Here is a 21,297-nt window from a genome sequence, read left to right as displayed (position 1 = left end):
GTTCGTCCTCTCGGGTGGCCGGCGGTCAGCGGCGGGCGATGGGCAGCGGCTGGGCGGGGCGTTGCATGACCTGCTGGCGTACGGAGATGCCGTCCGGGCTGCCCTCGGAGCGGACCACCTCGCCGGTCTCCACCACCTGCTTGAACCGGCGCAGGTCGTCGCGCACCTGCTGCTCGGGTTCCTCGCCGAAGAGCTTCGCCACGGCCCGGCCCAGCGCGCCGGCCGGCGGGGCGTAGCGCAGCCGCACCCGGACCTCGGTCCCGCGGTCGCCCGGCGCGGGCACGAACCGGACCCGACCCGCGTTGGGCACGCGGGTGCCGGGCAGCGACCGCCAGGCCAGCGACCGGTTCGGCTGGTCGTCGACGATCTCCGCGTCCCACTCGACCCGGCGGCCGGCCGGGCCGCGCGCGGTCCAGTGCGACCGGCGCAGGTCGTCGGCGCGTACCGACTCCAGGTGGGACATGAACCGGGGCAGGTTCTCCAGGTCCCGCCAGAACCGGTACGCCTCGGCCGGGGACCGGTTCACGGTTACCGCGACCTCCATGTCGATGACCCGTCGGCGCGCGGCCCGGGCCCGTCCGGCGCGTACGGCGGTGACCAGGTCGACGGCGGCGATGCCGGCGACGGCGGCGGTGGTGAGGCCGACCCGCCGACGCCGCTCGCCGCACCGGTCCGCCCAGGCCCGCCCGAGCAGGGTGAGGTCCAGCGCGTCGCCGGCCACCCGGGTCCACGCCCAGCCGGCCGGCCGGCGGCCGCCGAGCAGGCCCGCCGCGTGGACCAGCTCGCGGGCGCCCACGGCCATGATCACCCCGCCCGCGGCGGGTGAGTCGTCCACGCCGGTCAGCCGGGCCACCGCGCGCGGGGCGAGCAGGCTGCCGGCCCCGAGGGCGAGGCTGACCACGCCCAGCAGCCGGGGCAGCCCGGCGCCCTGGCCGCGTCGTCCCCGCTGATCCAGCACCATCGGATCGGTCTCGTCCACGTCGCACCACCGTCAGATCGTCCTGACCCGCCCCCGGTCGGCCCGGCGGCGGGAAGCCGCCACGCCTGACGCTATGCCCGAGAATCGCCTGACGAACCCCGAATCGGCACACAACCCGCCCTGTCGTCGCCGGTTCCGCGCCTGCCGGTCCGGCCGCGCCGACGAGCGCGGACGGCGCTCGCCGTACGCGGCGTTCAGCCGGCGTCAGGCCCCGGCCGGCGGCGGTACGCCCGGTCCAGGATCCCGATCAGCTCGTCGGCGGCGCGGCCACCGTCGAACCCGGGCCTGGCGAGTTGCTCGGCGACGATGGCGTCGATCGCGCCGTTGACCACGATGGCGAGCAGATCGGCGTCGGTGTCCTCGCGGTAGTCCCCGGCGGAGCGGGCCGCCTCGATGAGGTCCGCGACGCTCCGCCGCCGGCTGGGCGCGTCCGGCCCGTCGCTGATGCCGGTCTCCTCGGTGACGGCCTCGATGATCATCCGAGCGTGCTCGGGGTGCGTCCGCAGGTGGGCCACGAGCGAGCGGACGTACGCCTCCACCGCGGCGGCCCCGGAGGCCTGCTCGACGGCCGCGCCGACGTCCGCGATGAGGGCTTCGATGACCGTGGCGTACGCGGCCTGCACCACCGCGTCCTTCGACGGGAAGTGGTAGAGGACCGCGGCCTTGGACAGGCCCGCCGCCTCGGCGATGCGCGCCAGCGAGGTGCCGGCGTAGCCGTGCCGGGCGACGAGGTCGGTGGTCACCCGGACGAGCTGGGCGCGACGGGCCTGTTCGGTGATGGTCAGCGGCCGGCGCGAGCGGTCCTTCCGGGTGGCGGCATCCCGTGTCATTCGGCGTCCCTCGGGTGTCGTGGCGGCCCGTGCCCGGAAAGGGTAGCCGCGCCAAGGGCAGGATAACCGATCGGTCAGATTTTCTACCGGGTGTTAGAAAATCTGACCGGGCGGTAGAATTGATGGAACGCGCAGGGCGACATCGACGACCACCTCGGGAACGGAAGGCGGCACCATGCGAGTAAGCGCACCTCGGATCAGGCACCGCCGGCGTTGGCTCGTCGGCGGCGGCGCGCTCGCCACCGCCCTCGTGGTGGCTGCGGGGTTCGCCCTGCATCACCCCTCCCCGGTCGGCTACTTCGTCTCCGCCCAGGCGCAGGACCGCTTCCTGCGCGCCTACGACCGGGCGATGGCGGACCTGCCCGAACCGGACCGCATACTCGACGTGCGGACCAGCTACGGGGTGGTCCGGGTCTACCACTTCGCCGGCCCCGCCTCCTCTTCCTCCGCCCCTCCGCTGCTGCTGTTACCGGGCCGGGCCGCCCCCTCCCCCGTCTGGGCCGACAACCTGCCCTCGCTGCTGCGGTTGCGCAACGTGTACACGGTGGACCTGCTGGGCGAGCCGGGCATGAGCGTCCAGCAACGACCGATCAGTTCCGCCCGCGACCACGCGCAGTGGCTGCACGAGCTGCTGCGGGGCCTGCCCGAGGCACGGCTCCACCTGGTCGGGCTCTCCATCGGCGGCTGGACCGCCACCAACCTGGCGGCGCACCGCCCGGAGAAGGTCGCCAGCGTGATCCTGCTGGATCCGGTCCTGGTCTTCACCGATCTGTCACCGGCGGCGATCGTCCGTTCGATCCCGGCCAGCGTGCGCTGGCTGCCCCGCTCCTGGCGGGACGACTTCGCGAGCTGGACGGCTAACGGGGCACCCGTCGAGGACGTCCCGGTCGCCGAGATGATCGAGGCCGGGATGCAGTCCTACGTGCTCAAGCTCTCCGCCCCCGGCCGGCTCACCGACGAACGTCTCGCCGGGGTGCGGATGCCGGTCCTCACGCTGTTCGCCGGGAAGTCCCGGATGCACGATGCCGCGGCCGGTGCCGCGCACGCCCGGCACGTCCTGCCGCACGCCGTGGTGAAGGTCTACCCCGACGCCTCGCACGCCATCAACGGCGAGCAGCCGGAGCAGATCGCCGCCGACATCGCCGCGCACCTGGCACGCCTCCGCTGACGCACGGGCCCCCGAAGGTCGCCAGCACCGGCGGCGACCACATCCGCCACGCGTCAAGCGCCCCCGCTCCTCGCCGCCCGCGATTGAGGGGTATGGCGGTTGATCGATGGCTTGTAGCGTGAGTGCCCCATCACCCACCCCAGGAGGGAAGTGATCATGCCCACGGTCACCGTTCGCGTCCTCGGTGCCCTCAGTGCGAGCGTGCTGAGCGCGACTCTCGGCGTCCTGGCGGTCGCCGCGCCCGCTCAGGCCGCGGCCCGCGACGGAGCCTGCAACACCGGCGAGTTCTGCTACTACTACAACAGCGACCACGCGGGCTCGGTCTCGGATCACGCCGGCTCGCTGGCCGACTACGGCTCGACCCAGCCGGGCTGCTACGAGTTCAAGGGTGCCGGCGGCGGCAAGGGCCAGTGCATCAAGAACAACGCCGCTTCGGCGTGGAACCGCACCGGCAAGACGGTGCGCGTCTACTACAACACCGGCTACAACGGTTCCCACGCGTACCAGGACTTCGCACCCGGGGCGAAGAAGAACCTCAACTCCACGCTGAAGAACAACAACGCCTCCCACCAGCTGATCTCCGCCGGGTCCAGCTACCCGGCCAAGGACGACTACCCCTACAAGGGTCAGACCTCCGGCATCGATCCCTGGAACTTCTACAAGGGACAGTGCACCAGCTTCGCGGCCTGGGCGGTGCGCAGCCGGGTCGGCGTCGCCTTCCACAACCAGTACAAGGGCCAGGCGCGCTGGGGCAACGCCAAGGAGTGGGTCGCCGCCGCCGGACGCGCCGGCGTGCCGGTGTACAACAGCCCGAAGGCCGGTGACGTCGCGGTCCGCCTGGGCGGCACCTACGGTCACGTCGCGTTCGTGACCCGGGTGAATGCGAACGGCACGTTCGAGATCGACGAGTACAACTACGTTTCCGCCGACAGGTACAGCCACCGGACGGTGTCGGTGGGGACCGCCAACAACCAGTTCTCCAAGTTCATCCGCTTCAAGTGACCCTCCGCCCCGGAGGGGAGCCTTTCCGCCGGTGACGCAGCACCACCACGCGCAGAGCCCCGGCCGCTGGCCGGGGCTCTGCCGTTTCGTGCCTTACGCCGGGGAGAGACCCTCCGCGAAGTCGTAGAGGCTCTTGATGTCGTCGTCGAAGTACGGGCCGTCGAACTGGCCGTTGCCCGGGTTGTCGCCGTGACTCACGACGCTGTTGATGAACCCGAGGCCGTTCTGGTCGTTGTACTCCTGCAACCACGGTCCGCCGCTGGAGCCGTAGGTCATGTTGCACCACATCCGGATCTGCTGGCTGCCGGCGTGCCAGGTGCCGCTCTGGCAGTAGTACTGGCTCTCGCCGCCGCCGAGGTTGGACGGGTAGCCGAGGGCGGTCATCAGGGAGATGTTGTAGCCCCAGTTCCAGCGCATGCCGTGGCCGCCGACGGTCTCCACGACCTTCAGGCCCCAGTTACCGCCGTTGTGCATGATGGCGATGGCCATGTCCTCGTCGTAGCTGCTGCTGTTGATCCACGCGGTGCGGGCCGCGAGCTGGTACGCCACGAACGTGCCGAACGGCCGCGCGCCGTCGCGGTACCGCGGCACGAACTGCCAGTTGCTGTACCACTGCCCGCCGGCGCCCTGGTGCACGCAGTGCCCGGCGGTCATGACCAGTCGCGCCTTGCCGCTGGCTACCGCGCTCGCCGAGCAGGAGGCGCCGCCGCCGTTGGGGGTGGTGAAGTAGACCTTGCCGACGACCGCCGACTCGTTGAGCTGGATGCCGACGTCGGCGCCGCTGGCGACGCTCGGTCGCACCGGCGCGACCGAGCCCGCCGGCCCGTCGGGCTTCGGCGCCCGGGTCGTCGACTCGGTGGCCTTCGGCGACTTCGCGATGTCGAGGTCGACGGCGCTCGCCATCCGCTCCGGCGTCCAGAACCTGGCGACCTCCCCGGCGATCTTTTCGTTGGTGATCGCACGGCCGTCACTGGTGCGGGCGACGGCGGTGGTGTTGCCGTTCTTCTCGACCGGGGTCGGCTTCGCCTGGGCGACCGCCGGAGCGGTCAGCACCAGCGCGAGCGCCAGGCTGGCCGATGCCGACCAGCGTAGGGTTGATCTCAACAGTTGCCCCCTTTTCCGGGTACTCCTTTGTGGACCAGTGAAACGTAGCGATCGAATTACTTTGAGCGCAACGGAATGGAATGACAGGTAGTTGACACTGGCTCCCTGGCGACCGGAAAGGGGCCCACAGCCGGCGACAAACAAAGCGGGCCCACTCCGAACAGAAGCCTCGAAATTGACCTCGCAAATCCCATCGCCGCGAATCCACACTCTCGATTTGAGTACGCTCGCCGCTGTCGACAGGCGGGAATTGCGATTGACTCCCGTAAGTGCGTCAGCCGCCGTTCGGGATCACGGCCGGAGTTCGAGGTTCAGTCGGCGGCGCATCTGGCCGGGTAGGTGCCCGGGGTATGACCGAAAGCGCGGCGGAACACGTCGATGAAGGCGCTGGTCGACGACCAGCCGCACTGATGTGCCACCGCCGTCACCGGCGTCCCGTCGGCCAGCAGGACCAGGGCGTGATGCAGGCGCAACTGGGTGCGCCACTGTGGAAAGGTCATGCCGAGGTCCCTGCGGAACAGCCGGGACAGGGTGCGGTCGCTGGCGCCGACCTCACGGCCAAGGTCGGCGAGCGTGCGCTTGCCGGCCGGGTCGGCGCGCAGGAGGGCGCACACGGCGCGCAGCAGGGGCTCGATGGGCGTGGGGACGTGCAGCGGCTGCTGAGGAGCGGCGCGTAGTTGATCGAGCAGCACGGCGCGCAGTCGGTCGCGTTCCGGCCCATGTTCGCCGGGGGTGCGGGTGTAGGCGATGATCAGCTCGCGCAGCAGCGGGCCGACGGCGAGGACGGTCGGGGTTTCCAGATCGAGCGGGTTGTCCGTGGCGGGCAGCCCCACCAGGTGAAGCTCGAGCTCGCCGTAGGCGCGGTGGGCGTGCACGGTGCCGGCCGGCACCCAGATGGCCCGGGTGCCTGGGGTGATCCATGAACCCTTGTCGGTCGTGACGGCCAGAACGCCGCGGGCGGCATAGACGATCTGGTGGTCGTCGTGGCGGTGCGCGTCGATCTCGCCCCCGGGCGCGAGCCACTGCGCGCGAGTGGGAGCCACGGGATTGTGGCGGATTTCCGTCATTGTCTGTCAGGTTATCGGAAGTCAGACAGGGGCGTGTATTGCCACCCTCGCAGGGTGCGAAGGAGAACCTCGATCACGTTGCTCGCCGTCAGTCACGCCTGTGTCGACATCTACCAGGGGACCGTCGCGGCGCTGGTACCGCTGTTCGTCGCGGAACGCGCCTACACCTACGCGGCAGCATCCGGCATCGTCCTTGCCGCATCGCTGCTGTCCTCGGTCGTCCAACCGCTCTTCGGCGCGCTCACCGACCGCTGGGCCATACCGTGGCTGCTACCCGTCAGCACCCTGCTGGGTGGGGCTGGCATCGCGGTGAGCGGACTGAGCGGCGAGTACATCCTCACCCTGCTGTTCGTGGCGCTCTCCGGTATCGGTGTGGCCGCTTACCATCCCGAGTCCGCACGCATCGCTCGCGAAGCCAGCGGGGGCAGCCACACCGCCATGGCGTACTTCTCCACCGGCGGCAGCGTCGGTTTCGCCCTGGCCCCGCTGATGGTCGCAGGCGTCGCGGCCCTCGGCGGGCTGAGCTGGACGGCGCTGATGGTTGTGCCAGCCCTCGCCGGAACCGCGATGGCGATGCCCGTGCTGCGTGCCCTGGCCCAGCGCAACAGCGCCGTAGGCGGGAGACCGGCACCCGTCGGGCGCGATGACACCGCTTCGTTCACGCGGCTGACCTTCGCGGTGGTGTTCCGCTCGATCGCCTTCGTGGGCCTGAGCACATTCATCTCTCTGTACGCCCAGCAGCGCATGAACGGCAGCGCGGCTGCGGGCACGGCCGCTCTGTTCGTGCTCTACCTCGGCGGCGTGGTCGGCTCGGTGCTGGGTGGCAACGCCGCACATCGGTGGGGCCGGGTGGCGGTGTCCCGCTGGTCCTACGCGGTTACCGCGGTCGCGATCGCGGGTGTGGTGTGGGTGCCCGGACCGGCGATCTACCTGTTCGCGGCGCTGACCTCCGTCGGCCTCTATGTGCCCTTCTCGTTGCAGATCACCCTCGGGCAGGACTACCTGCCCACCCGGGTCGGCACCGCCAGCGGGATCACGCTGGGCCTGACGGTGAGCATCGGCGGGCTCGCCAGCTTCCCCGTCGGGGCCCTGGCGGATGCGACGTCACTACGAACCGCTCTGACACCGCTGATCGTCATGCCGGTCCTGAGCTGGCTGATGTTCCGTACCCTGCGGGACCCGGAGGCGCCGAAGTCCGATCGCGACGGGCAGCCCTCGGAACCCGCAGGTCTTTCCCCTGCCTCCGTCGTCTGACCGAGCCCGAGCCCGGAAGCACCTGCGCACGTGGCAATCTCGCTCACCCGGGAGGGGCGGGCGCGGAGGGGCAGACGCGCATAGGGTCGGCTCGACCCGGCAACCTTCGCGAGGACAGGACGGGACAGCACATGGACCAAAGCACCCGCAACGAGGTGCTCGGCCGCCTGGCTGAGGCGGTCGGGTCCATCACCGTCGCACACCCGACGCGGGTTGCCGTCGACGGACCGCCCGCCGCCGGCAAGACCACCCTCGCCGACGAGCTGGCCGTCATCTTGCGCGACCAGGGCCGCGACGTCATCCGCGCGACGATCGACGATTTCCTCTTCCCCCGGGCACAGCGCTATCCGCGCGGCGAATTCTCGGCCGAAGGCTGCTACTTCGACACCCACGACTACGACGCGCTGAACCGGGTACTGCTCGATCCGCTCGGCCCGGGCGGGGATCGACGCTTCCGACACGCGGTCTACGACCGTACCGCGGATACTGTGCTGTCCCCGCCGGCCGCCACTGCCACCGCCGACGCCGTCCTGGTCTTCGACGGCGTCTTCCTCATGCGTCCGGAGCTGATCGACAGGTGGGACCTGCGCATCTTCGTGTCAACCGCGCTGGAGAAGACCGTGGATCGCGCCGTGATCCGAGAGCGCCGGACGTCGTCCCGGGCTGAAATCGAACGGCGCTGGCGCGAGCGTTACATCCCCTCCCAGCAGTTGTACTTCGCTACGGTCCGCCCAACCGATCACGCCGACATCGTCGTGCACAACGACGAGCCTCAGCGGCCAATCTGGGAGACTCGTAGACGCTGACCGCACCCGATCAGGCAAAGCCGCGAGCGCTGGCTACGTCCCGGAGGCCATGTAGGCGGCCAGGATGTAGGGGTGCCGGTCGAGGTTCTTGCGGGCGCGGTCGTAGCGCATGGTGGTGCGCGGGTCGGCATGGCGGGCGGCGATCCGCACGTCGCCCGTCCACCCGGAGCGGCAGATCCGGATGACCGCCGAGTTGACAAATTACCCGAATTTCGTCCATTGCCCTTCAGAAACCACTTCGACGGAGCCGTCGACGACCTTGATGGCCGTCTGTTCGTCGATGGCGTAGGCCGGGACGCCGATGTCGGCCGCCCACCGCTCGGCGTCGGCCAGGGTGTTCGTGGGGAAGAGGTTCAGGTGCGGGAAGATCGAGAAGTCGACGACGCCCAAAGCTCGGTCGTCCGGCGCCGACGGCCATTCGACGAAGTACGACCCGATCCGGGGTGTCATCACCATGCTTCCCGCGCTCACCCCCACCCAGACGGTGTCGGGCAGCGAGGGCAGCAGATCGGCCAGCCCGGACTCTCGCATCCAGTGACACAGGTACGTCGCGTCGCCACCGTCGACCAGCAGCACATCGGTCTCCCGGACCCAGGGAATCCATCGCTCTGCGCCGATACTGGGCAGCGCCGTGAGCTCGAGGACACCGAGCGAAGCCCAGCCCAGGCCAGACAGGTACCGCCAACCGGAAGCGGGGTCGGCGGCCACGAAGCCCTGCACCGATGCCGGTCCGCACATCGGGTGACCCCACTGTGCTGTCGGGACGCACAGGGCCCGGCACTCGGAGACCGGCTTACCGAGAAGCTGCACGAGCGCCGAGTGGATGCTTGGGTTCGTTACACCGCCGGACGTAAGCAAAAGCCTCAAGGCACCTCCAAGATCGTGCGCGGAGTTGAAGGCGCTCGATGGCCAGGCGGACCGAGCCGGGACACATCGTACGCCGAACGTCTGCCTCGGGACGTCCGTGAGATCGCTGCGACAAATACCGCATCCGGTCCCACCTCGCACAGCACATGCGCCTGACCGAGACGCGTCGGATGGTCCCGTCGCGACGACCGCTCATCGGCAGAGCCGTGAGCGGCTGATCATGTTCCGGAGGCCATGTAGGCAGCGAGGATGCAGTTGGGGTGCCGGTCGAGGTTCTTACGGGCGCGGTCGTAGCGCATGGTGGTTCGTGGGTCGGCATGGCGGGCTACCCTCCCCAGCATGACGCGTTACCTTGTCGTGCCCGGCCGAGGCGTTCCATTCCCCGACCACTGGTCGCGCAGTTGGGTCAGGGACCACCCCAAGTACCAGTGGGCGCCCGAACCGCCCGGGCCACCGTACGTCGCCGCCGAACGGGTCGCCGCGCTGCACGCTGCCATAAGCGCCGACGGTGAGCCGGCGATCCTCGTGGCGCACAGTGCGGGATGCCTGACCGTCGCCGTCTGGGCCAGCCAGCACGTCGGTCCCGTCCGTGCCGCCCTGCTGGTCACGCCACCGTACCTGGATCCGGACTGGACTCCCGACCTTCACGAGACCGTCGATGTCTTCATCGACCACGTGCCACGCGAGCCACTGCCCTTTCGCTCGATCCTGGTCGCCAGTCACAACGACCCAATTACCACGTTCGAGCAATTCGAAGCGTACGCGCGAGACTGGGGCTCGGAACTGTTCGACGCGGGCGCAGTCGGGCACCTGGACTCCAAGACCGGGTTCGGCGCGTGGCCCGACGGCGAGCGCCTGGTCCGATCATTGGCCCAGCCCGCACAGGTGACGCTGGAGTAGCAGACTAGAACCAGATCAGTGCGGCCCGTTGGCTACGACCACCTGCACGAGGGGTATCGACCTTCGCCCGGCGTTCACCGGGAACCGCGGCGCAGATCGGCCACCTCGTCTGACGGCGTGAAGCCGGCCGAGGCGTAGGTAGCTACGGCGCCGACGTTGGAACTCTCCACGCACACACTCGCGCTAGACGAACCCATGTCGCGAAGGGCCGCAGCGGCGGCAAGCGTGATCGCCGTGCCGTAACCATGGCCTCGGTGACTGCGGTGCACGCCCATCGGTTCCAGCAGTCCTGGCCGCCCCGGGCCGGCTGACCACACAGCCGCCACCGCCACGGCGTCGTCGTTCTGATCGAATGCGGCGAGGCAGCGTCCGTCACCGTAGAACGGGCCACCAACCATGGCGAGCCAACCTCCGACCCTGCGGCGTCGGTCGGCATCGGTGAAGGGCGACCCGCGGAACGCGGACCAGTGGACGGCGACCCACACCTCGGCGCGATCGGGCTCGATCGTCTCGATGCGCAGACCGCAGTCCTCCACCGGGTCCGAGAGACTGCGGTGGAACGTTGTCCACGGCTCGTCCCGCTCCCAACCCCGCTTCAGCAGTAACTGGGTGAGAAGCCCCGCACCTCGGGCTTCGACGGTCGCACCGTCGGGAGCCAGGACACACCCTGGTTCGTCCAGATCAGCGGCGAGCCGGCGGGCCAGTGCCTCGTCATCACGCCAATTGGGAGCGACGGCCATGCGCACCAGTTCGGGGCCGTCCAGCAGCCCGATCGCGAGAACCTCCCCGTCGCGCGACCACATCCGGATGGCAGCGGCCGTAGCCTCGGCACCACGTAACGAGTGCCAGCCGAGATCGCCGGAATGCAGATGCAGCGGTCCCCCGTCGTACTGCCACCCCTTGAGCGCGTGCACCGCTGGTGACAGCTCATCAACGCTCGGGGTGCTCAAGATGATGCTCACGGTGCATCCAAACCCGAAGAGCGACCTGGCACCATCGATTTTGTAGGGACGATCCCCGGCCCTCAGTCGGTCGGGGCACCGACCCCTGCCGCGCACCGCCCACCAGGCATCGGCTAGGAACGTGACATGCCCCGCTACCTGCTCTTTCCCGGCCGCCATCACCTGCTGACCCGCTTCCAGGCCGCGTACCTCCGCCAGCTAGCGGCGCAGGGCGACGCCCCGCTCGCCGACGGTGACGGCGCGACCGGAAGCGAGGACGCCGGCGGGGCGACCGTGGTGTGGGCGGTCACCTCGGCCAACCACGAGAACACCCGGCGCAACCCGGTCCCGTACCACCGGCGGGAGGCGGCGATCGAGCGGTTCAGCGTGCTCGCCGGGCTCCGGTCCGTGGTGGTGCCGGTCTTCGACACCGTACCGACGGACAGGTTCGCCGAGGTGACCCTCAAGACCGTCGCGGCGTCCACCGGGTTGGAGCTGACCCCGGCCGACACGGTGGTCGCCTGCTCGACGCCGGAGGTCGCCGCGATGTACGAGCGGCTCGGTTTCCGGATCGCCGGCGTGGAGGCCGACGTCGAGCCGACACCGGTCCGGCCGTGGGACGTCCTGCTGCGGCTGGCGGACGACGACCCGTCGTGGCGTGACCTCACCCACCCGGCGACCGTCGACGTGTACCGCCGCTACCGGCTCGACGAGCTGGTCCGTTCGGTGGTGAACGACCCGGTGGTCGGCGACGAGGGCGGACTGACCGCCACCCGCGACTACCGGACGTACGCCGAGGCGTTCAGCGACGCGGCGCAGCGCAAGTGGGACGCGGTGCGCGAGCACGTGCGGCCGGGGCGGATCGTCGACGTCGGCTGCGGCGCGGGCGCCGTCCTGGAACTGGCCGACCGGGAGCCGGCCCTGCGGGAGAGCGACCTGATCGGCGTCGAGGTGGCCCGGCACCTGTTCGAGGAGTGCGTCCACAAGAAGGCCCAGGGCGTGTTCACCAACCCGAACGTCTTCTTCTACCGGCGCAACGTGCTCGGCGGGGCGGTGTTCGCGCCGCGCTCGGTGGACACCACAATGACCTTCGCGCTGACCCACGAGATCTGGTCGTACGGCGAGCGGATGGCCTCGCTGCGCCGGTTCGTGCAGGCCCTCTACGACCACACCGTGCCCGGCGGGGTGTGGATCAACAGTGACGTGTGCGGGCCGGACGGCCAGGACCGGACGGTGCACCTGCGGCTGGCCACGACGGACGGCGTCAACCCGCCCGGGCCGCGTACCGACCTGGCGGCCGGGCCGCCCGGTGAGGTGGCGGCGTACGTCGGGGCGCTGTCGACCCGGGCCCGGCTGGACCAGTTCGCCGTCGACTACCGGTTCCCGTTCGCGTACCGCCCGGTGGACGGGTCGGACGGTGTGGTCGAGCTGACCCTCGGCGCCGCGATGGACTTCCTCACCCGCAAGGACTACACCGACAACTGGCTGTCGGAGACTCAGGAGCAGTTCTGCGGCCTGGAGTACGCCGACTGGAAGTCGTTGCTCACCGACGTCGGCTTCGAGATCGACGCCGCGAGCGGTACGTCCCGCAACGACTGGATCGTCACCAACCGTCTCGCCCCGGTGGCCGCCCTCAGCACCCCGGCCGGCGAGCCGCTGGACTGGCCGGTCACTCACGTGCGCCTGGTCGCCCGTCGCCCGGTCAACACCTGACGCCCCCGGTAACCGAACGCACGGCCGGCGCCGTCACCAGAGCCAGACCCTGCACAGCCAGCACGCCCGGCAGGCCTCCACCGAGCCATCCTCATGATCCCGGCCGGAGTACTAGTCTGGGCGGCAAGGTGTTCGACCGCGGCGCCTCATCCTCGGAAGGTGGAAACGTGGACCTGGAGAGGACCCGGCTGTTCGGCGTGGGAGAGTCGTACGGCTTCACCACCGCGGCGGGTCAGCGCGGCGCCGTGATCGTGCACTTCGACGGCCGCCGCGACATCGTGCTCTACGACCGCGCCGACCCCGAACGGGTCAGGCACACGTTGACGCTGGAGGGCACCGAGCCGCGGACCATCGCGGAACTGCTCGGTCTGCCCCTGGTCATGGACCACCTGACGGAGCTGACGCCGCCGTTGGAAGGCGTCGAGACCGTACGCCTGCCGGTTCCCGCCCGGTCGCCGTTCGTCGGGCGTCGGCTCGGTGACACGCGGGCGCGGACCCGCACCGGCGCGTCGATCGTCGCGGTGGTCCGGGGCGATCACGTGATCCCGTCGCCGGACACCGACTTCACCATCCAGTCCGGTGATTCGCTGGTGGTCGTCGGCGACGGTGCCAGCCTCGTCAAGCTCCGCGAGCTCTTCACCAACGGCTGACGACCGCCGCCAACGGTGACGGGAGCATTGGTCGCCCGCCGAACGCCCGGGTGCCGGCCCGGTCAGCGGGTCAGGCCGACCAGCGTCGCCAGGCGCGCCACGCCGGCCGGCGCCGGGTGGGCCCGGGCGACCTCGGCGACGACCGTACGCGCCAACGGCCGGCACCGGACCTCGGCGGGCGCGACGGCGTCCGCGTCGACGAGCGCCCGCCCGGCCCCGCGCAGGTCGCCGACCTGGAGGTACGCCCGCGCGGCGTCCACCAGGTAGGCGGCCCGGTACTCGGTCGGCAGCCGCCGCCACGCCTGTCCCCGTACCGCCTGCTCGTGCCGGCGCACCGCCTCCCCGGCGTCCCCCCGCTCGAGAGCCGCCACCACTCGGGCCGCCTCGACGGCGCCCGGCCCGAAGCCGGTCCGGTGCGGGTCGTCCCCGGCGACCCGCGCCGCCACCTCGACGGCCCGCTCGACCAGCTCCTCGGCCCGGTGGGCGTCGCCGCAGCCGGCGACGGCCAGCGCGGCCTGGATCAGCAGGGTCCCGTGCACCGCCTCCGACGCGGGCGCGACGCGACGCGCGGCGGCCAGCGTCGCCACCAGGGCCAGCCGGTCCCGGCCCAGCGCGCGCAGCGCCTGGCCGACCGACGCGGCCGCCGCCCCCGCCAGCGCCGCATCCCCACCGGCCACGGCCACCGCCCGGTCGGCGGCCAGCCACCCCAGGTCGGCCTCGCCGAGCTTCACCAGCACCGACGAGGTGATCCGGTACGCCTGCACCAGCAACCCCGGCTCCTGCGCCCGCACGCCCTGCGCGGCGTGCAGCAGCCTCGGCAGCAGCCGCACCACCTGGACGTAGTGCGCGTGCTGGTAGGTCAGCCAGGCGTGCGCGACGTGCCGGCCCGTCTCCACCACGGACGCCGTCGCCCGGTGGTCGTCGTAGCGGGCGAGGGCGGCCCGGATGCCGTCGACCCCGTCCACCGGACCGGTCCCGATCGGCGGCGGGCGGTGCTCGCCGAGCAGCACCAGCGGGTCGACCCGCAGCACACGGGCGATCTCCTGGATCACCGGGTAGCGGTCGAGCGGACGTACGCCCCGCTCGGTCTTGTCCACCCAGCTCTTCGACCTGCCGAGCCGGTCAGCGAACATCTGCTGCGTCATCCGCCGCCGCGCCCGCCAGCGGGCGACGCGGCGACCGATCGGCTCGTCAGCGCTGGTCACGCCGCCACCGCCGGTCCGGCACCGCCCGGGTGGTTTCCTCCACCGGTACGCGCTCCGCCTCGGCCTGGTCCAGGAGGCGTTGCTTGGCAGCCTCCCGCTCCGCCGCCTCGACCCGCTCACCCCGGCTCGCCGGCTCGCTTCCCTGACCGTCCACTCTGCCTCCGGTGGGGCAGGGCACAGCGGCGACACTCCGAGATCACCTCACCGCCGGCCCAGACTCAAGGAGACGCGAACCGCCTCCCGAGCCGAACCCTAGGACAGGCTGGTGACGGAGTAATTACCAGCAGTTATGTGGCCAGGTTGATGCCCATCCGCCCGGCTAGTGACCGCAGTTCGTCCGGGACAGCTCGGCGCTTCGCCCGCTGCGACAGCGCGACCACCGCGTCCCGGGCGAGGGGGTTCAGCACGAACGGCACCGGTGCTGCCCGCTCGGCCTGCACAAACGCCGCGAGCGCCTCCGCATCCCGACGACCGCTGTCCGCATACGCACGGCCGAGGTCGAGCCAGTAGGACAGCTGACGAGTCGACGCCACAAGAATTTGTGGCCGCACTCGCCGGGAAAGCTCGATCACCCGGCCGGCCTCACCCTGCTCCGCCGCGATGGACATCTCCCAGAGCCCCACGTTTGTCGGCCCGAAACAGCAGCCGTTGAAGCCGGCCCCGTCGGACGGATCCCCGAGGCTCCCAGCCTCCCGTCCCGCCTCGGTCAGGTGATCGCGGGCGACATCCGGACGACCACTCACCGTGGAGGTCAACGCGGCCGAGAGATGAAGCTGACCCAGCATCTGCCGGACGCGGACGTCGGCGGCGTGGGCTTGGAGTTCTGTCAGTGAACGGTCCGCCGCTCTGGCGGCAAGCGGCGCAGACTCGATCGGCAGACTCTGCACGTAGGCGAACCGGGCTGCCCCGGTCCATGCCGGGTCTCCCACGTCCTCCCCGGCCGACACAGCGACCCGGGCCGCGTTGAGGGCCAGATGCCGGTATCCGAGATGCCGGAGGCACGTCGAGGCCTGGTAGGCCACTTGGGCGAGCACGACGCCTCCGGCAGCCGCGGCCTCCAGCAGCAGGCCGGGGAGCAGACGGGCCATAGCCGGATAGTTGCAGCTGTTGCGAAGTTGATCGCTGCGGGCGATCTCAGCGGCAAGCTGCTCCCGCGTGCAGGTCGACGGTCGACGCTCGCCGTCCTCGATCTCGATCAGGGCGGACCAGATCGCCGGTACACATTCGGCGGCACCGTCGCGGGCAGGATCGCCAGGCTCGGTGCCCTGCCCGAGCAAGTCGGCCACCGTAATCTGAAGAGCGGCGGCGAGGGCGACCAGCGTGGAGCGGCGGTCGATGGTCTTCCGACCCGACTCGACCTGGGATACGTAGGACTGGCTGACGCCGGCAAGGCCGGCGAGGACTGCCTGGGTCATTTCGCCTCGGCGCATCCGCCAGTAACGGATCCTCGCACCGATGGTGTCGGCCTTCTTGGTCATTGCTTCGCCACTCCCCAGGTAGAGGGTTGAGACAACGGCCATCGGCCTGGCGAAGGAGGCCGCAGTTGGGACGGTACACCAGCTGGTCAGCCGGCGAACGGCGTCATGATCGACAATCCGGTCAGGTTGGCAAGGTCGGCTGTTGGCGTAAGCTCCACCGTGGTCGCGCCTGCCGCCTTGTCCGCAGACGCTCGCCCGATCGTGACAGCGCCAACCCGATTGCTCCGCTGGGACGGATCCGGCATCAAGACACGGTTGGTCTGGTAAACCTCACCGTCTGCGGGAACGCCTTCCATGACCAGCTTTCCGCCGGTGCCGCGTACGGAACCCGGAACATTGCCGATATTCGTGTACACCTGGCCGGCGAATCCGGTGCTGGTAATCAGGTCGACAGTGGCTTCGCCGCGGACTGCATCGACTGCCGTTACACGTCCGACCAAGCCTTCGGCGACGACGGCTAGTTGCCCTCGCCGGACTCCCTGATCCTTCGGAAACGCCACGATAATCTGTTGGCCGTTCCTGCCGACTACCTCAGCGGGTACGGCCCGCGCGTCGCCGTCCACACCGTCCTCACCAGGCACCTCGAACACCTTCGCGAGACTGGCGAACGGTCGCTGCGGCTTGATGAACCCCGCGATCGTCGTCGTCTGCGCGGTCGCAGCGATCGGCAATCGTTTTACGACAAGGCGACTGGTGGGTCCGTCCGGTTCTTGTATCATTTCCTCATCGACTGCGGTACTCGACACCCGCACCGCTGTCACGCCCGGCATGGCGAGGGCAATGGCATAGGTGCCCGCGGAGTCATTACTAACCTCACCGGCGGCTCCGGACAACCGTGGACTGACCAGACTTATCACCTGAGTCTTCACCGGGTCCGGCGCCGGCCGATCAACCCGCATCCGCAAGGCGTCCGCCGCACCAAGATCACCGGTGAAGAACGCCAACCGCGCGTCGCCCTGCTTGTCGTATCCCTGCAGGACGACCACCGTCGAGCGCAGGCGTGGATGACGCGTCGCGACAAGGGCCCGAACATCAGTGTGCGGGCCTGCCGAGTTGGTACGGTCCCAGACGTTGGTGGCCTCACGTACCAGGCCAGCGTCCGTGTCTCCCACCGGGGACCAGCCCAAAAACGGGCCATCCGGCGGCGGTGCAGCGAGTTGCGGTGTGGGCCCGAATCCGACAACCCGAAACATCGTGACCAGCACCGCCAGGCATACTGCGGCGGCGGCTCCGGCGGCGATACGCCGCCGCCCGCGATGCCGGTCTGCCCGCCGCATGATCTTGCCTTCATAGCCCTCGGTCGGTACCACCGACTCGGCCAGATCCGCCAGGCCGTCACGCAACTCGGTCGTGTTACGCATAGCGCACCTCTTGATCAGCAACAGCGTCGGCCTCAGCCCACTGCTTACGAAGAGTCTGCAGACCCCTTGATGAAAGACTCTTGACCGTGCCAACCGAACAACCCAGTACGTGCGCCGTGTCCTGCTCGGACAGGTCCTCGTAGAAGCGCAGTACGACGGCGGCACGCTGTCGTGCTGGCAGCCCGTCCAACGCCCGGCGGAGCAGGTCCCGCTGTTCCACCCCCACGTACTCGTCGCGTGCCTGACTCTCCACCAGCCGGCCCAAGGGCTGTTCCCACCAGGATCGGCGCCGCCTCCAGGTCACGAAGGTGTTGACTAGAATGCGCCGAACGTAGTGATCGACGCCCTCTGAGCGTTGCAGCCGAGACCACGCCACAACCGTCTTCGCCAACGTCGTCTGGACCAGATCCTCAGCTTTCCCTCGGTCTCCGCAGAGCAGGAAGGCGGTCCGGAGCAGCGATCCGTAACGCGCCCGCACAAAGGCTGTCACCTCCTTATCCTCGCGATCATGCATCAGCCACCCGCACCCTCAGTTCCAATCTCACGGCCACTACTTACGCTCTCGACCCCAGCAAACGTTGCCGTGACTCCGGAACTTTTTGACGATCGGATACCTCGACCCGCGGGTCGGTGAGGGTGACGACCAGCCCGGTTTCCTCGGTCAGCTCCCGGGCCGCCGCGTCGGCCGCGGTTTCGCCCGGCTCGATGTGGCCGCCGGGCAGCGCCCACAGCATTTCGCGGTGGCCGTCTTGATGCCCGCGCCACGCCCAACGCCGGAGCCAAGTGACGTTGGAGTATTAAGGCGTGTTTCGTAAGAGGTTGTCTCACGTGGCAAGTCTCGCGAGCTTCTTGTAGCAGGTCAGGGCGGTGGCCACGGCCAGGCCTCGGCTCTGCCGGTCGTTGCGGACCACGTACGGGATCTTGAGACCACGAGTAGCCCATGGCAGGCTCATGCCGCATGATCGATGATTTCGCGAAAGCCAACCTGCACGGGAGACTGCGGCGGGACCGCAAGGCGCTGCTCTGGAAACTCGACGGCTTGTCCGAATACGACGCCCGACGACCTTTGACAGCGACCGGGACCAACCTCCTCGGCCTGGTCAAACACGTGGCCACCGTCGAGGCCAGGTACTTCGGCGAGGTCTTCGACCGCCCTTCCCCGGAACCGCTGCCCCGGTGGCAGGACTCCAACGGCAGCGATCTGTGGGCGACCGAGGACGAGACCCGCGATCAGATCATCGCGTTCTACCGGCGCATGTGGGAACACTCGGACGCGACGATCAACGCGCTTCCCCTCGACGCCCCCGGCCACGTGCCGTGGTGGCCGGAGCCTTATGCCGACACGAACCTGTTCGCCATCATGGTCCATGTCCTCGGCGAGTCCATCCGGCATGCCGGGCACGCCGATATCCTGCGCGAGGGCCTCGACGGCCGGACCGGGTTGCGCGCCGAACACGAGAACCAGATCGACGAGGAAGCCCGTGCAGCCTACTGCGCGAAGATCGAGCAGGCCGCCAGGTCGGCTGACGATGCGGCATGACCTGACCGACGGGCAGTGGGCCGTTCTGGCTCCGCTGCTGCCTGCCGCGCCGAGGACAGGTCGTCCGCCGAAGTGGGAGAAACGACAGCTCATTTGATGGGATCCGGTGGCGGATCCGTATCGGCGCCCCATGGCGGGACGTCCCGGCTGAGTACGCGCCCTGGCCCACCGTCTACGGCCTGTTCCGCCGGTGGCAGCGGGACGGGACCTGGGACAAGATCCTGTCGGCGTTGCAGGCCGCGGGCGATGCGCAGGGCCGGATCGGTTGGACGGTGAGCGTGGACTCGATGACCAGCCGCGCCCACCAACACGCCGCCGGCGCCCGCACCGACGGGCATCTGCAGAAGGAACCGTCCGGCGGCGTGCACGACGAGCCGGCCGATCATGCGCTGGGCCGCTCGCGGGGCGGGCTGACCACCAAGACTCACCTGGCTTGCGAGCAGGGGCAGAAGGTCCTCTCCCTGACCGTGACCGCCGGGCACCGTGGTGACAGCCCGCAGTTCATCCCCGTCCTGCGCCGCATCCGCGTGACCCGCCTCGGCGTGGGCCGGCCCCGCACCCGCCCCGACCTGGTCCTGGCCGACAAGGCCTACACCAGCCGCGGCTAACCGCGGCCACCTGCGCTCACGCGGGATCAAGGCCTACAGCCCCAGCAAGAACGACCAGGACGCCCACCGCAAAGCCAAAGGCTCCAAGGGCGGGCGCCCGCCCACCTTCGACAAGGGCCTCTACCGGCTACGCCACGCCGTCGAGAACGGCATCAACAGACTCAACCGCCACCGCGGCGTCGCCACCCGCCACGAGAAACTGGCAGTCCGCTTCCAAGCCGTCCTAACCATCACGATCATCGCTGAGTGGCTCTGACCGGTTTATGAAACACGCCTTAGCCCCGATGGGGTCATGACGGGCGTCCGCCGAACGCCCAGGGGTGGACCTCGATCTCGGCGTACCGGTCCGGGGTCAGCAGGCCACGCGCCTCGTCCGGGTCCTCCGCTCTGACCAGCGCCGCCGTGCCCAGCCAGTTCGCGCCGTCGTCGGACAGCAGCGGGCCGTACGCGATCAACTCATCCCGGTCCGCGCTCACGTCCAGGTCGGCGGCCTGCCCCGTCCCGAGGCCGAGCACCAGGTACCGGTTGCCGCCGCTACGGCCGCCGGGCCAGTCCCACATGGTGCGCCCCAGCGTGTTGTGCCACCGGCGCAGCAGCACGTCCCGGTACGCGCCGGCCTGGTAGTTGGGCTCGTCGAAAGCGAACGCCCGGGCGGCGGCGGGATCGGGCAGGTCGACGATGTGCACGCTGCCCGTGGGGGTCCTACCGTCGGGGGCGAAGGTCGGCCCACGGGCGATCATCTGGGCTGCATAGCGGTCCATGTAGGACCAGTGCTCCTCGCGCAGCTCGGTGCGAAGTCCCAGCGAGTCGCGCCGGTCGCGGTGATAGCAGAAGAACTCCATGCCGCAGATCCTGACGTCGGTGCCGGAAACCGGGGCAGGTGGGTGCCACTCCCGGCGCGTGACGCCCGTTCTGTCACCCCTTGGTCGTACGCTCGCCCGCATGACGACGATGGAGACCCACACCCTCGCCGCGCCCGGCGTCGACCTGGTCTACGACGTGCGCAGTCCGCTGTCGGCCTCCGGCGATCACCGCACGCTGCTCATGATCGGCCAACCGATGACGGCGGAGGGCTTCAACGCGCTCGCCCCCCACTTCACCGACCGGACGGTCGTCACCTACGACCCGCGCGGCCTGGGCCGCAGCGTGCGCACCGACGGCCGGTCGGACCACACGCCGCAGGACCAGGCCGGCGACCTGCACCTGCTGATCGAGGCGATCGGCGGTGGCCCGGTCGACGTGTTCGCCAGCAGCGGCGGGGCGGTGACCGCGCTCGAACTGGTCGCGTCCCACCCCGGCGACGTCGCCACGCTGGTGGCGCACGAGCCGCCGATCAACGCCGTGCTCCCCGACGCGGCGGCGGCCGAGCGCGCGCAGGCCGCCGTCCACGAGGCCTACCAGGCGAAGGGCCAGGGCGCGGGCATGGCCGTGTTCATCGCAATGACGTCCTGGCAGGGCGAGTACACTGACGCCTACTTCGACCAGCCGACGCCCGACCCGGCGGCGTTCGGCCTGCCGACCGAGGACGACGGCTCCCGCGACGACCCGCTGCTGTCGAAGGCCTCCCAGGCGGTCATCGACTACCGGCCCGACGCGGCGGCTCTCACGGCGGCGCCGACCCGGATCGTGATCGCGGTCGGCGAGGAGACGGCGGGGACGTACACGGCCCGTACGGCGGTCGCCACCGCGGCGCTGCTCGGTCAGGAGGCCGTGGTGTTCCCGAGCCACCATGGCGGCTTCCTCGGCGGCGAGTTCGGCTACGCGGGCAAGCCCGCCGAGTTCGCGGCCAAGCTGCGCGAGGTGCTGGACGCCGGCTGACCACAG

General features: G+C 70.1%; 23 protein-coding genes and 1 pseudogene. 10 read left to right on the top strand and 14 right to left on the bottom strand.

The genetic code is table 11. The features are described 5' to 3' along the window. Positions 1-25 precede the first annotated feature (25 nt). Entirely contained in the window at positions 26-979 is a 954-nt protein-coding gene (locus ACLQ22_RS27930; protein ID WP_425694923.1) for an SRPBCC family protein, read from the bottom strand. A 194-nt stretch (positions 980-1,173) separates the two neighbouring features. Continuing rightward, a complete protein-coding gene (locus ACLQ22_RS27925; protein ID WP_425694922.1) occupies positions 1,174-1,809 on the bottom strand; it encodes a TetR/AcrR family transcriptional regulator in 636 nt (211 codons plus the stop codon). 175 nt (positions 1,810-1,984) lie between these two features. On the opposite strand from ACLQ22_RS27925, the gene ACLQ22_RS27920 reads away from it, so the two are divergent. Together ACLQ22_RS27920 and ACLQ22_RS27915 are read left to right on the top strand one after the other, a co-directional pair. Beyond that, the gene (locus ACLQ22_RS27920; protein ID WP_425694921.1) at positions 1,985-2,977 is read left to right on the top strand and encodes an alpha/beta fold hydrolase; all 993 of its coding nucleotides are present in this window, start codon (positions 1,985-1,987) and stop codon (positions 2,975-2,977) included. Positions 2,978-3,133: 156 nt separating this feature from the next. Continuing rightward, positions 3,134-3,979 (top strand): CHAP domain-containing protein, encoded by an 846-nt coding sequence (locus ACLQ22_RS27915; RefSeq protein ID WP_425694920.1) that lies wholly within the window; start codon positions 3,134-3,136, stop codon positions 3,977-3,979. A gap of 93 nt (positions 3,980-4,072) precedes the next feature. Here ACLQ22_RS27915 and ACLQ22_RS27910 read toward each other — a convergent pair whose 3' ends face one another. Then, positions 4,073-5,086 (bottom strand): trypsin-like serine peptidase, encoded by a 1,014-nt coding sequence (locus tag ACLQ22_RS27910; RefSeq protein ID WP_425694972.1) that lies wholly within the window; start codon positions 5,084-5,086, stop codon positions 4,073-4,075. A gap of 308 nt (positions 5,087-5,394) precedes the next feature. Continuing rightward, on the bottom strand, positions 5,395-6,150 hold the full coding sequence (locus ACLQ22_RS27905) for an AraC family transcriptional regulator (RefSeq protein ID WP_425694919.1): 756 nt from the start codon (positions 6,148-6,150) through the stop codon (positions 5,395-5,397). Positions 6,151-6,204: 54 nt separating this feature from the next. Here ACLQ22_RS27905 and ACLQ22_RS27900 point away from each other — a divergent pair, with 54 nt between their 5' ends. Beyond that, a complete protein-coding gene (locus ACLQ22_RS27900) occupies positions 6,205-7,404 on the top strand; it encodes an MFS transporter (protein WP_425694918.1) in 1,200 nt (399 codons plus the stop codon). A gap of 131 nt (positions 7,405-7,535) precedes the next feature. Next, positions 7,536-8,210 (top strand): cytidylate kinase family protein, encoded by a 675-nt coding sequence (locus ACLQ22_RS27895; protein WP_425694917.1) that lies wholly within the window; start codon positions 7,536-7,538, stop codon positions 8,208-8,210. Positions 8,211-8,411: 201 nt separating this feature from the next. Here the strand turns inward: ACLQ22_RS27895 and ACLQ22_RS27890 are convergent, their stop codons facing one another. Beyond that, on the bottom strand, positions 8,412-9,077 hold the full coding sequence (locus ACLQ22_RS27890; protein ID WP_425694916.1) for a Type 1 glutamine amidotransferase-like domain-containing protein: 666 nt from the start codon (positions 9,075-9,077) through the stop codon (positions 8,412-8,414). A gap of 339 nt (positions 9,078-9,416) precedes the next feature. Here ACLQ22_RS27890 and ACLQ22_RS27885 point away from each other — a divergent pair, with 339 nt between their 5' ends. Next, entirely contained in the window at positions 9,417-9,977 is a 561-nt protein-coding gene (locus ACLQ22_RS27885; RefSeq protein ID WP_425694915.1) for an RBBP9/YdeN family alpha/beta hydrolase, read from the top strand. A gap of 74 nt (positions 9,978-10,051) precedes the next feature. Here ACLQ22_RS27885 and ACLQ22_RS27880 read toward each other — a convergent pair whose 3' ends face one another. Further along, positions 10,052-10,939: a GNAT family N-acetyltransferase gene (locus ACLQ22_RS27880; RefSeq protein WP_425694914.1), complete on the bottom strand. Its 888-nt coding sequence runs from the start codon at positions 10,937-10,939 to the stop codon at positions 10,052-10,054. 126 nt (positions 10,940-11,065) lie between these two features. On the opposite strand from ACLQ22_RS27880, the gene ACLQ22_RS27875 reads away from it, so the two are divergent. Next, complete coding sequence (locus ACLQ22_RS27875; protein WP_425694913.1) at positions 11,066-12,631, top strand: class I SAM-dependent methyltransferase; 1,566 nt, start codon at positions 11,066-11,068, stop codon at positions 12,629-12,631. A gap of 167 nt (positions 12,632-12,798) precedes the next feature. Further along, positions 12,799-13,281: a cation:proton antiporter regulatory subunit gene (locus ACLQ22_RS27870; RefSeq protein WP_425694912.1), complete on the top strand. Its 483-nt coding sequence runs from the start codon at positions 12,799-12,801 to the stop codon at positions 13,279-13,281. Positions 13,282-13,343: 62 nt separating this feature from the next. Here ACLQ22_RS27870 and ACLQ22_RS27865 read toward each other — a convergent pair whose 3' ends face one another. The 7 genes from ACLQ22_RS27865 to ACLQ22_RS27835 form a co-directional block, all read right to left on the bottom strand. After that, positions 13,344-14,486, bottom strand: a complete 1,143-nt coding sequence (locus ACLQ22_RS27865; RefSeq protein ID WP_425694911.1) for a helix-turn-helix domain-containing protein — start codon at positions 14,484-14,486, stop codon at positions 13,344-13,346. Continuing rightward, positions 14,473-14,640, bottom strand: a complete 168-nt coding sequence (locus tag ACLQ22_RS27860) for a hypothetical protein (RefSeq protein ID WP_425694910.1) — start codon at positions 14,638-14,640, stop codon at positions 14,473-14,475. Before ACLQ22_RS27860 ends, ACLQ22_RS27865 begins: the two co-directional genes overlap by 14 nt. A gap of 133 nt (positions 14,641-14,773) precedes the next feature. Next, complete coding sequence (locus ACLQ22_RS27855; protein WP_425694909.1) at positions 14,774-15,964, bottom strand: helix-turn-helix domain-containing protein; 1,191 nt, start codon at positions 15,962-15,964, stop codon at positions 14,774-14,776. An 86-nt stretch (positions 15,965-16,050) separates the two neighbouring features. Beyond that, positions 16,051-17,325, bottom strand: coding sequence for a rod shape-determining protein MreC (locus tag ACLQ22_RS27850; protein WP_425694908.1), 1,275 nt, complete (start codon positions 17,323-17,325; stop codon positions 16,051-16,053). Next, positions 17,318-17,839 carry a SigE family RNA polymerase sigma factor gene (locus ACLQ22_RS27845; protein WP_425694907.1) on the bottom strand — a complete coding sequence of 174 codons (522 nt, stop codon included), beginning with the start codon at positions 17,837-17,839 and terminating at the stop codon, positions 17,318-17,320. The genes ACLQ22_RS27850 and ACLQ22_RS27845 overlap by 8 nt, the downstream gene beginning before the upstream one ends. A 40-nt stretch (positions 17,840-17,879) precedes the next feature. Further along, positions 17,880-18,059: an NUDIX domain-containing protein gene (locus ACLQ22_RS27840; RefSeq protein ID WP_425694906.1), complete on the bottom strand. Its 180-nt coding sequence runs from the start codon at positions 18,057-18,059 to the stop codon at positions 17,880-17,882. Between the two features lie 90 nt (positions 18,060-18,149). After that, the gene (locus tag ACLQ22_RS27835; protein ID WP_425694905.1) at positions 18,150-18,278 is read right to left on the bottom strand and encodes a hypothetical protein; all 129 of its coding nucleotides are present in this window, start codon (positions 18,276-18,278) and stop codon (positions 18,150-18,152) included. Between the two features lie 5 nt (positions 18,279-18,283). Between ACLQ22_RS27835 and ACLQ22_RS27830 the strand changes: the two genes are divergently transcribed. Both ACLQ22_RS27830 and ACLQ22_RS27825 read left to right on the top strand, forming a co-directional pair. Then, positions 18,284-18,865: a DinB family protein gene (locus ACLQ22_RS27830; RefSeq protein ID WP_425694904.1), complete on the top strand. Its 582-nt coding sequence runs from the start codon at positions 18,284-18,286 to the stop codon at positions 18,863-18,865. After that, positions 18,855-19,729, top strand: a pseudogene (locus ACLQ22_RS27825) (IS5 family transposase). Before ACLQ22_RS27830 ends, ACLQ22_RS27825 begins: the two are co-directional and overlap by 11 nt. A gap of 34 nt (positions 19,730-19,763) precedes the next feature. Here the strand turns inward: ACLQ22_RS27825 and ACLQ22_RS27820 are convergent. Further along, complete coding sequence (locus ACLQ22_RS27820) at positions 19,764-20,315, bottom strand: YciI family protein (protein ID WP_425694903.1); 552 nt, start codon at positions 20,313-20,315, stop codon at positions 19,764-19,766. Positions 20,316-20,415: 100 nt separating this feature from the next. Here ACLQ22_RS27820 and ACLQ22_RS27815 point away from each other — a divergent pair, with 100 nt between their 5' ends. Further along, entirely contained in the window at positions 20,416-21,291 is an 876-nt protein-coding gene (locus ACLQ22_RS27815) for an alpha/beta fold hydrolase (protein ID WP_425694902.1), read from the top strand. The last annotated feature ends 6 nt before the right edge of the window (positions 21,292-21,297 follow it).

It is taken from the genome of Micromonospora sp. DT178 (assembly GCF_049841695.1).
GTDB lineage: Bacteria > Actinomycetota > Actinomycetes > Mycobacteriales > Micromonosporaceae > Micromonospora.
This window is presented reverse-complemented; position numbering and strand designations above follow the sequence as displayed.

Bases quoted from the DNA above. Each gene is read 5' to 3' on its own strand.
- ACLQ22_RS27925 (WP_425694922.1), bottom strand. From the start codon at position 1,809: ATGACACGGGATGCCGCCACCCGGAAGGACCGCTCGCGCCGGCCGCTG.
- ACLQ22_RS27920 (WP_425694921.1), top strand. From the start codon at position 1,985: ATGCGAGTAAGCGCACCTCGGATCAGGCACCGCCGGCGTTGGCTCGTC.
- ACLQ22_RS27915 (WP_425694920.1), top strand. From the start codon at position 3,134: ATGCCCACGGTCACCGTTCGCGTCCTCGGTGCCCTCAGTGCGAGCGTG.
- ACLQ22_RS27905 (WP_425694919.1), bottom strand. From the start codon at position 6,150: ATGACGGAAATCCGCCACAATCCCGTGGCTCCCACTCGCGCGCAGTGG.
- ACLQ22_RS27895 (WP_425694917.1), top strand. From the start codon at position 7,536: ATGGACCAAAGCACCCGCAACGAGGTGCTCGGCCGCCTGGCTGAGGCG.
- ACLQ22_RS27885 (WP_425694915.1), top strand. From the start codon at position 9,417: ATGACGCGTTACCTTGTCGTGCCCGGCCGAGGCGTTCCATTCCCCGAC.
- ACLQ22_RS27875 (WP_425694913.1), top strand. From the start codon at position 11,066: ATGCCCCGCTACCTGCTCTTTCCCGGCCGCCATCACCTGCTGACCCGC.
- ACLQ22_RS27855 (WP_425694909.1), bottom strand. From the start codon at position 15,964: ATGACCAAGAAGGCCGACACCATCGGTGCGAGGATCCGTTACTGGCGG.
- ACLQ22_RS27850 (WP_425694908.1), bottom strand. From the start codon at position 17,325: ATGCGTAACACGACCGAGTTGCGTGACGGCCTGGCGGATCTGGCCGAG.
- ACLQ22_RS27845 (WP_425694907.1), bottom strand. From the start codon at position 17,839: ATGCATGATCGCGAGGATAAGGAGGTGACAGCCTTTGTGCGGGCGCGT.
- ACLQ22_RS27840 (WP_425694906.1), bottom strand. From the start codon at position 18,059: ATGCTGTGGGCGCTGCCCGGCGGCCACATCGAGCCGGGCGAAACCGCG.
- ACLQ22_RS27835 (WP_425694905.1), bottom strand. From the start codon at position 18,278: ATGAGCCTGCCATGGGCTACTCGTGGTCTCAAGATCCCGTACGTGGTC.
- ACLQ22_RS27830 (WP_425694904.1), top strand. From the start codon at position 18,284: ATGATCGATGATTTCGCGAAAGCCAACCTGCACGGGAGACTGCGGCGG.
- ACLQ22_RS27820 (WP_425694903.1), bottom strand. From the start codon at position 20,315: ATGGAGTTCTTCTGCTATCACCGCGACCGGCGCGACTCGCTGGGACTT.
- ACLQ22_RS27815 (WP_425694902.1), top strand. From the start codon at position 20,416: ATGACGACGATGGAGACCCACACCCTCGCCGCGCCCGGCGTCGACCTG.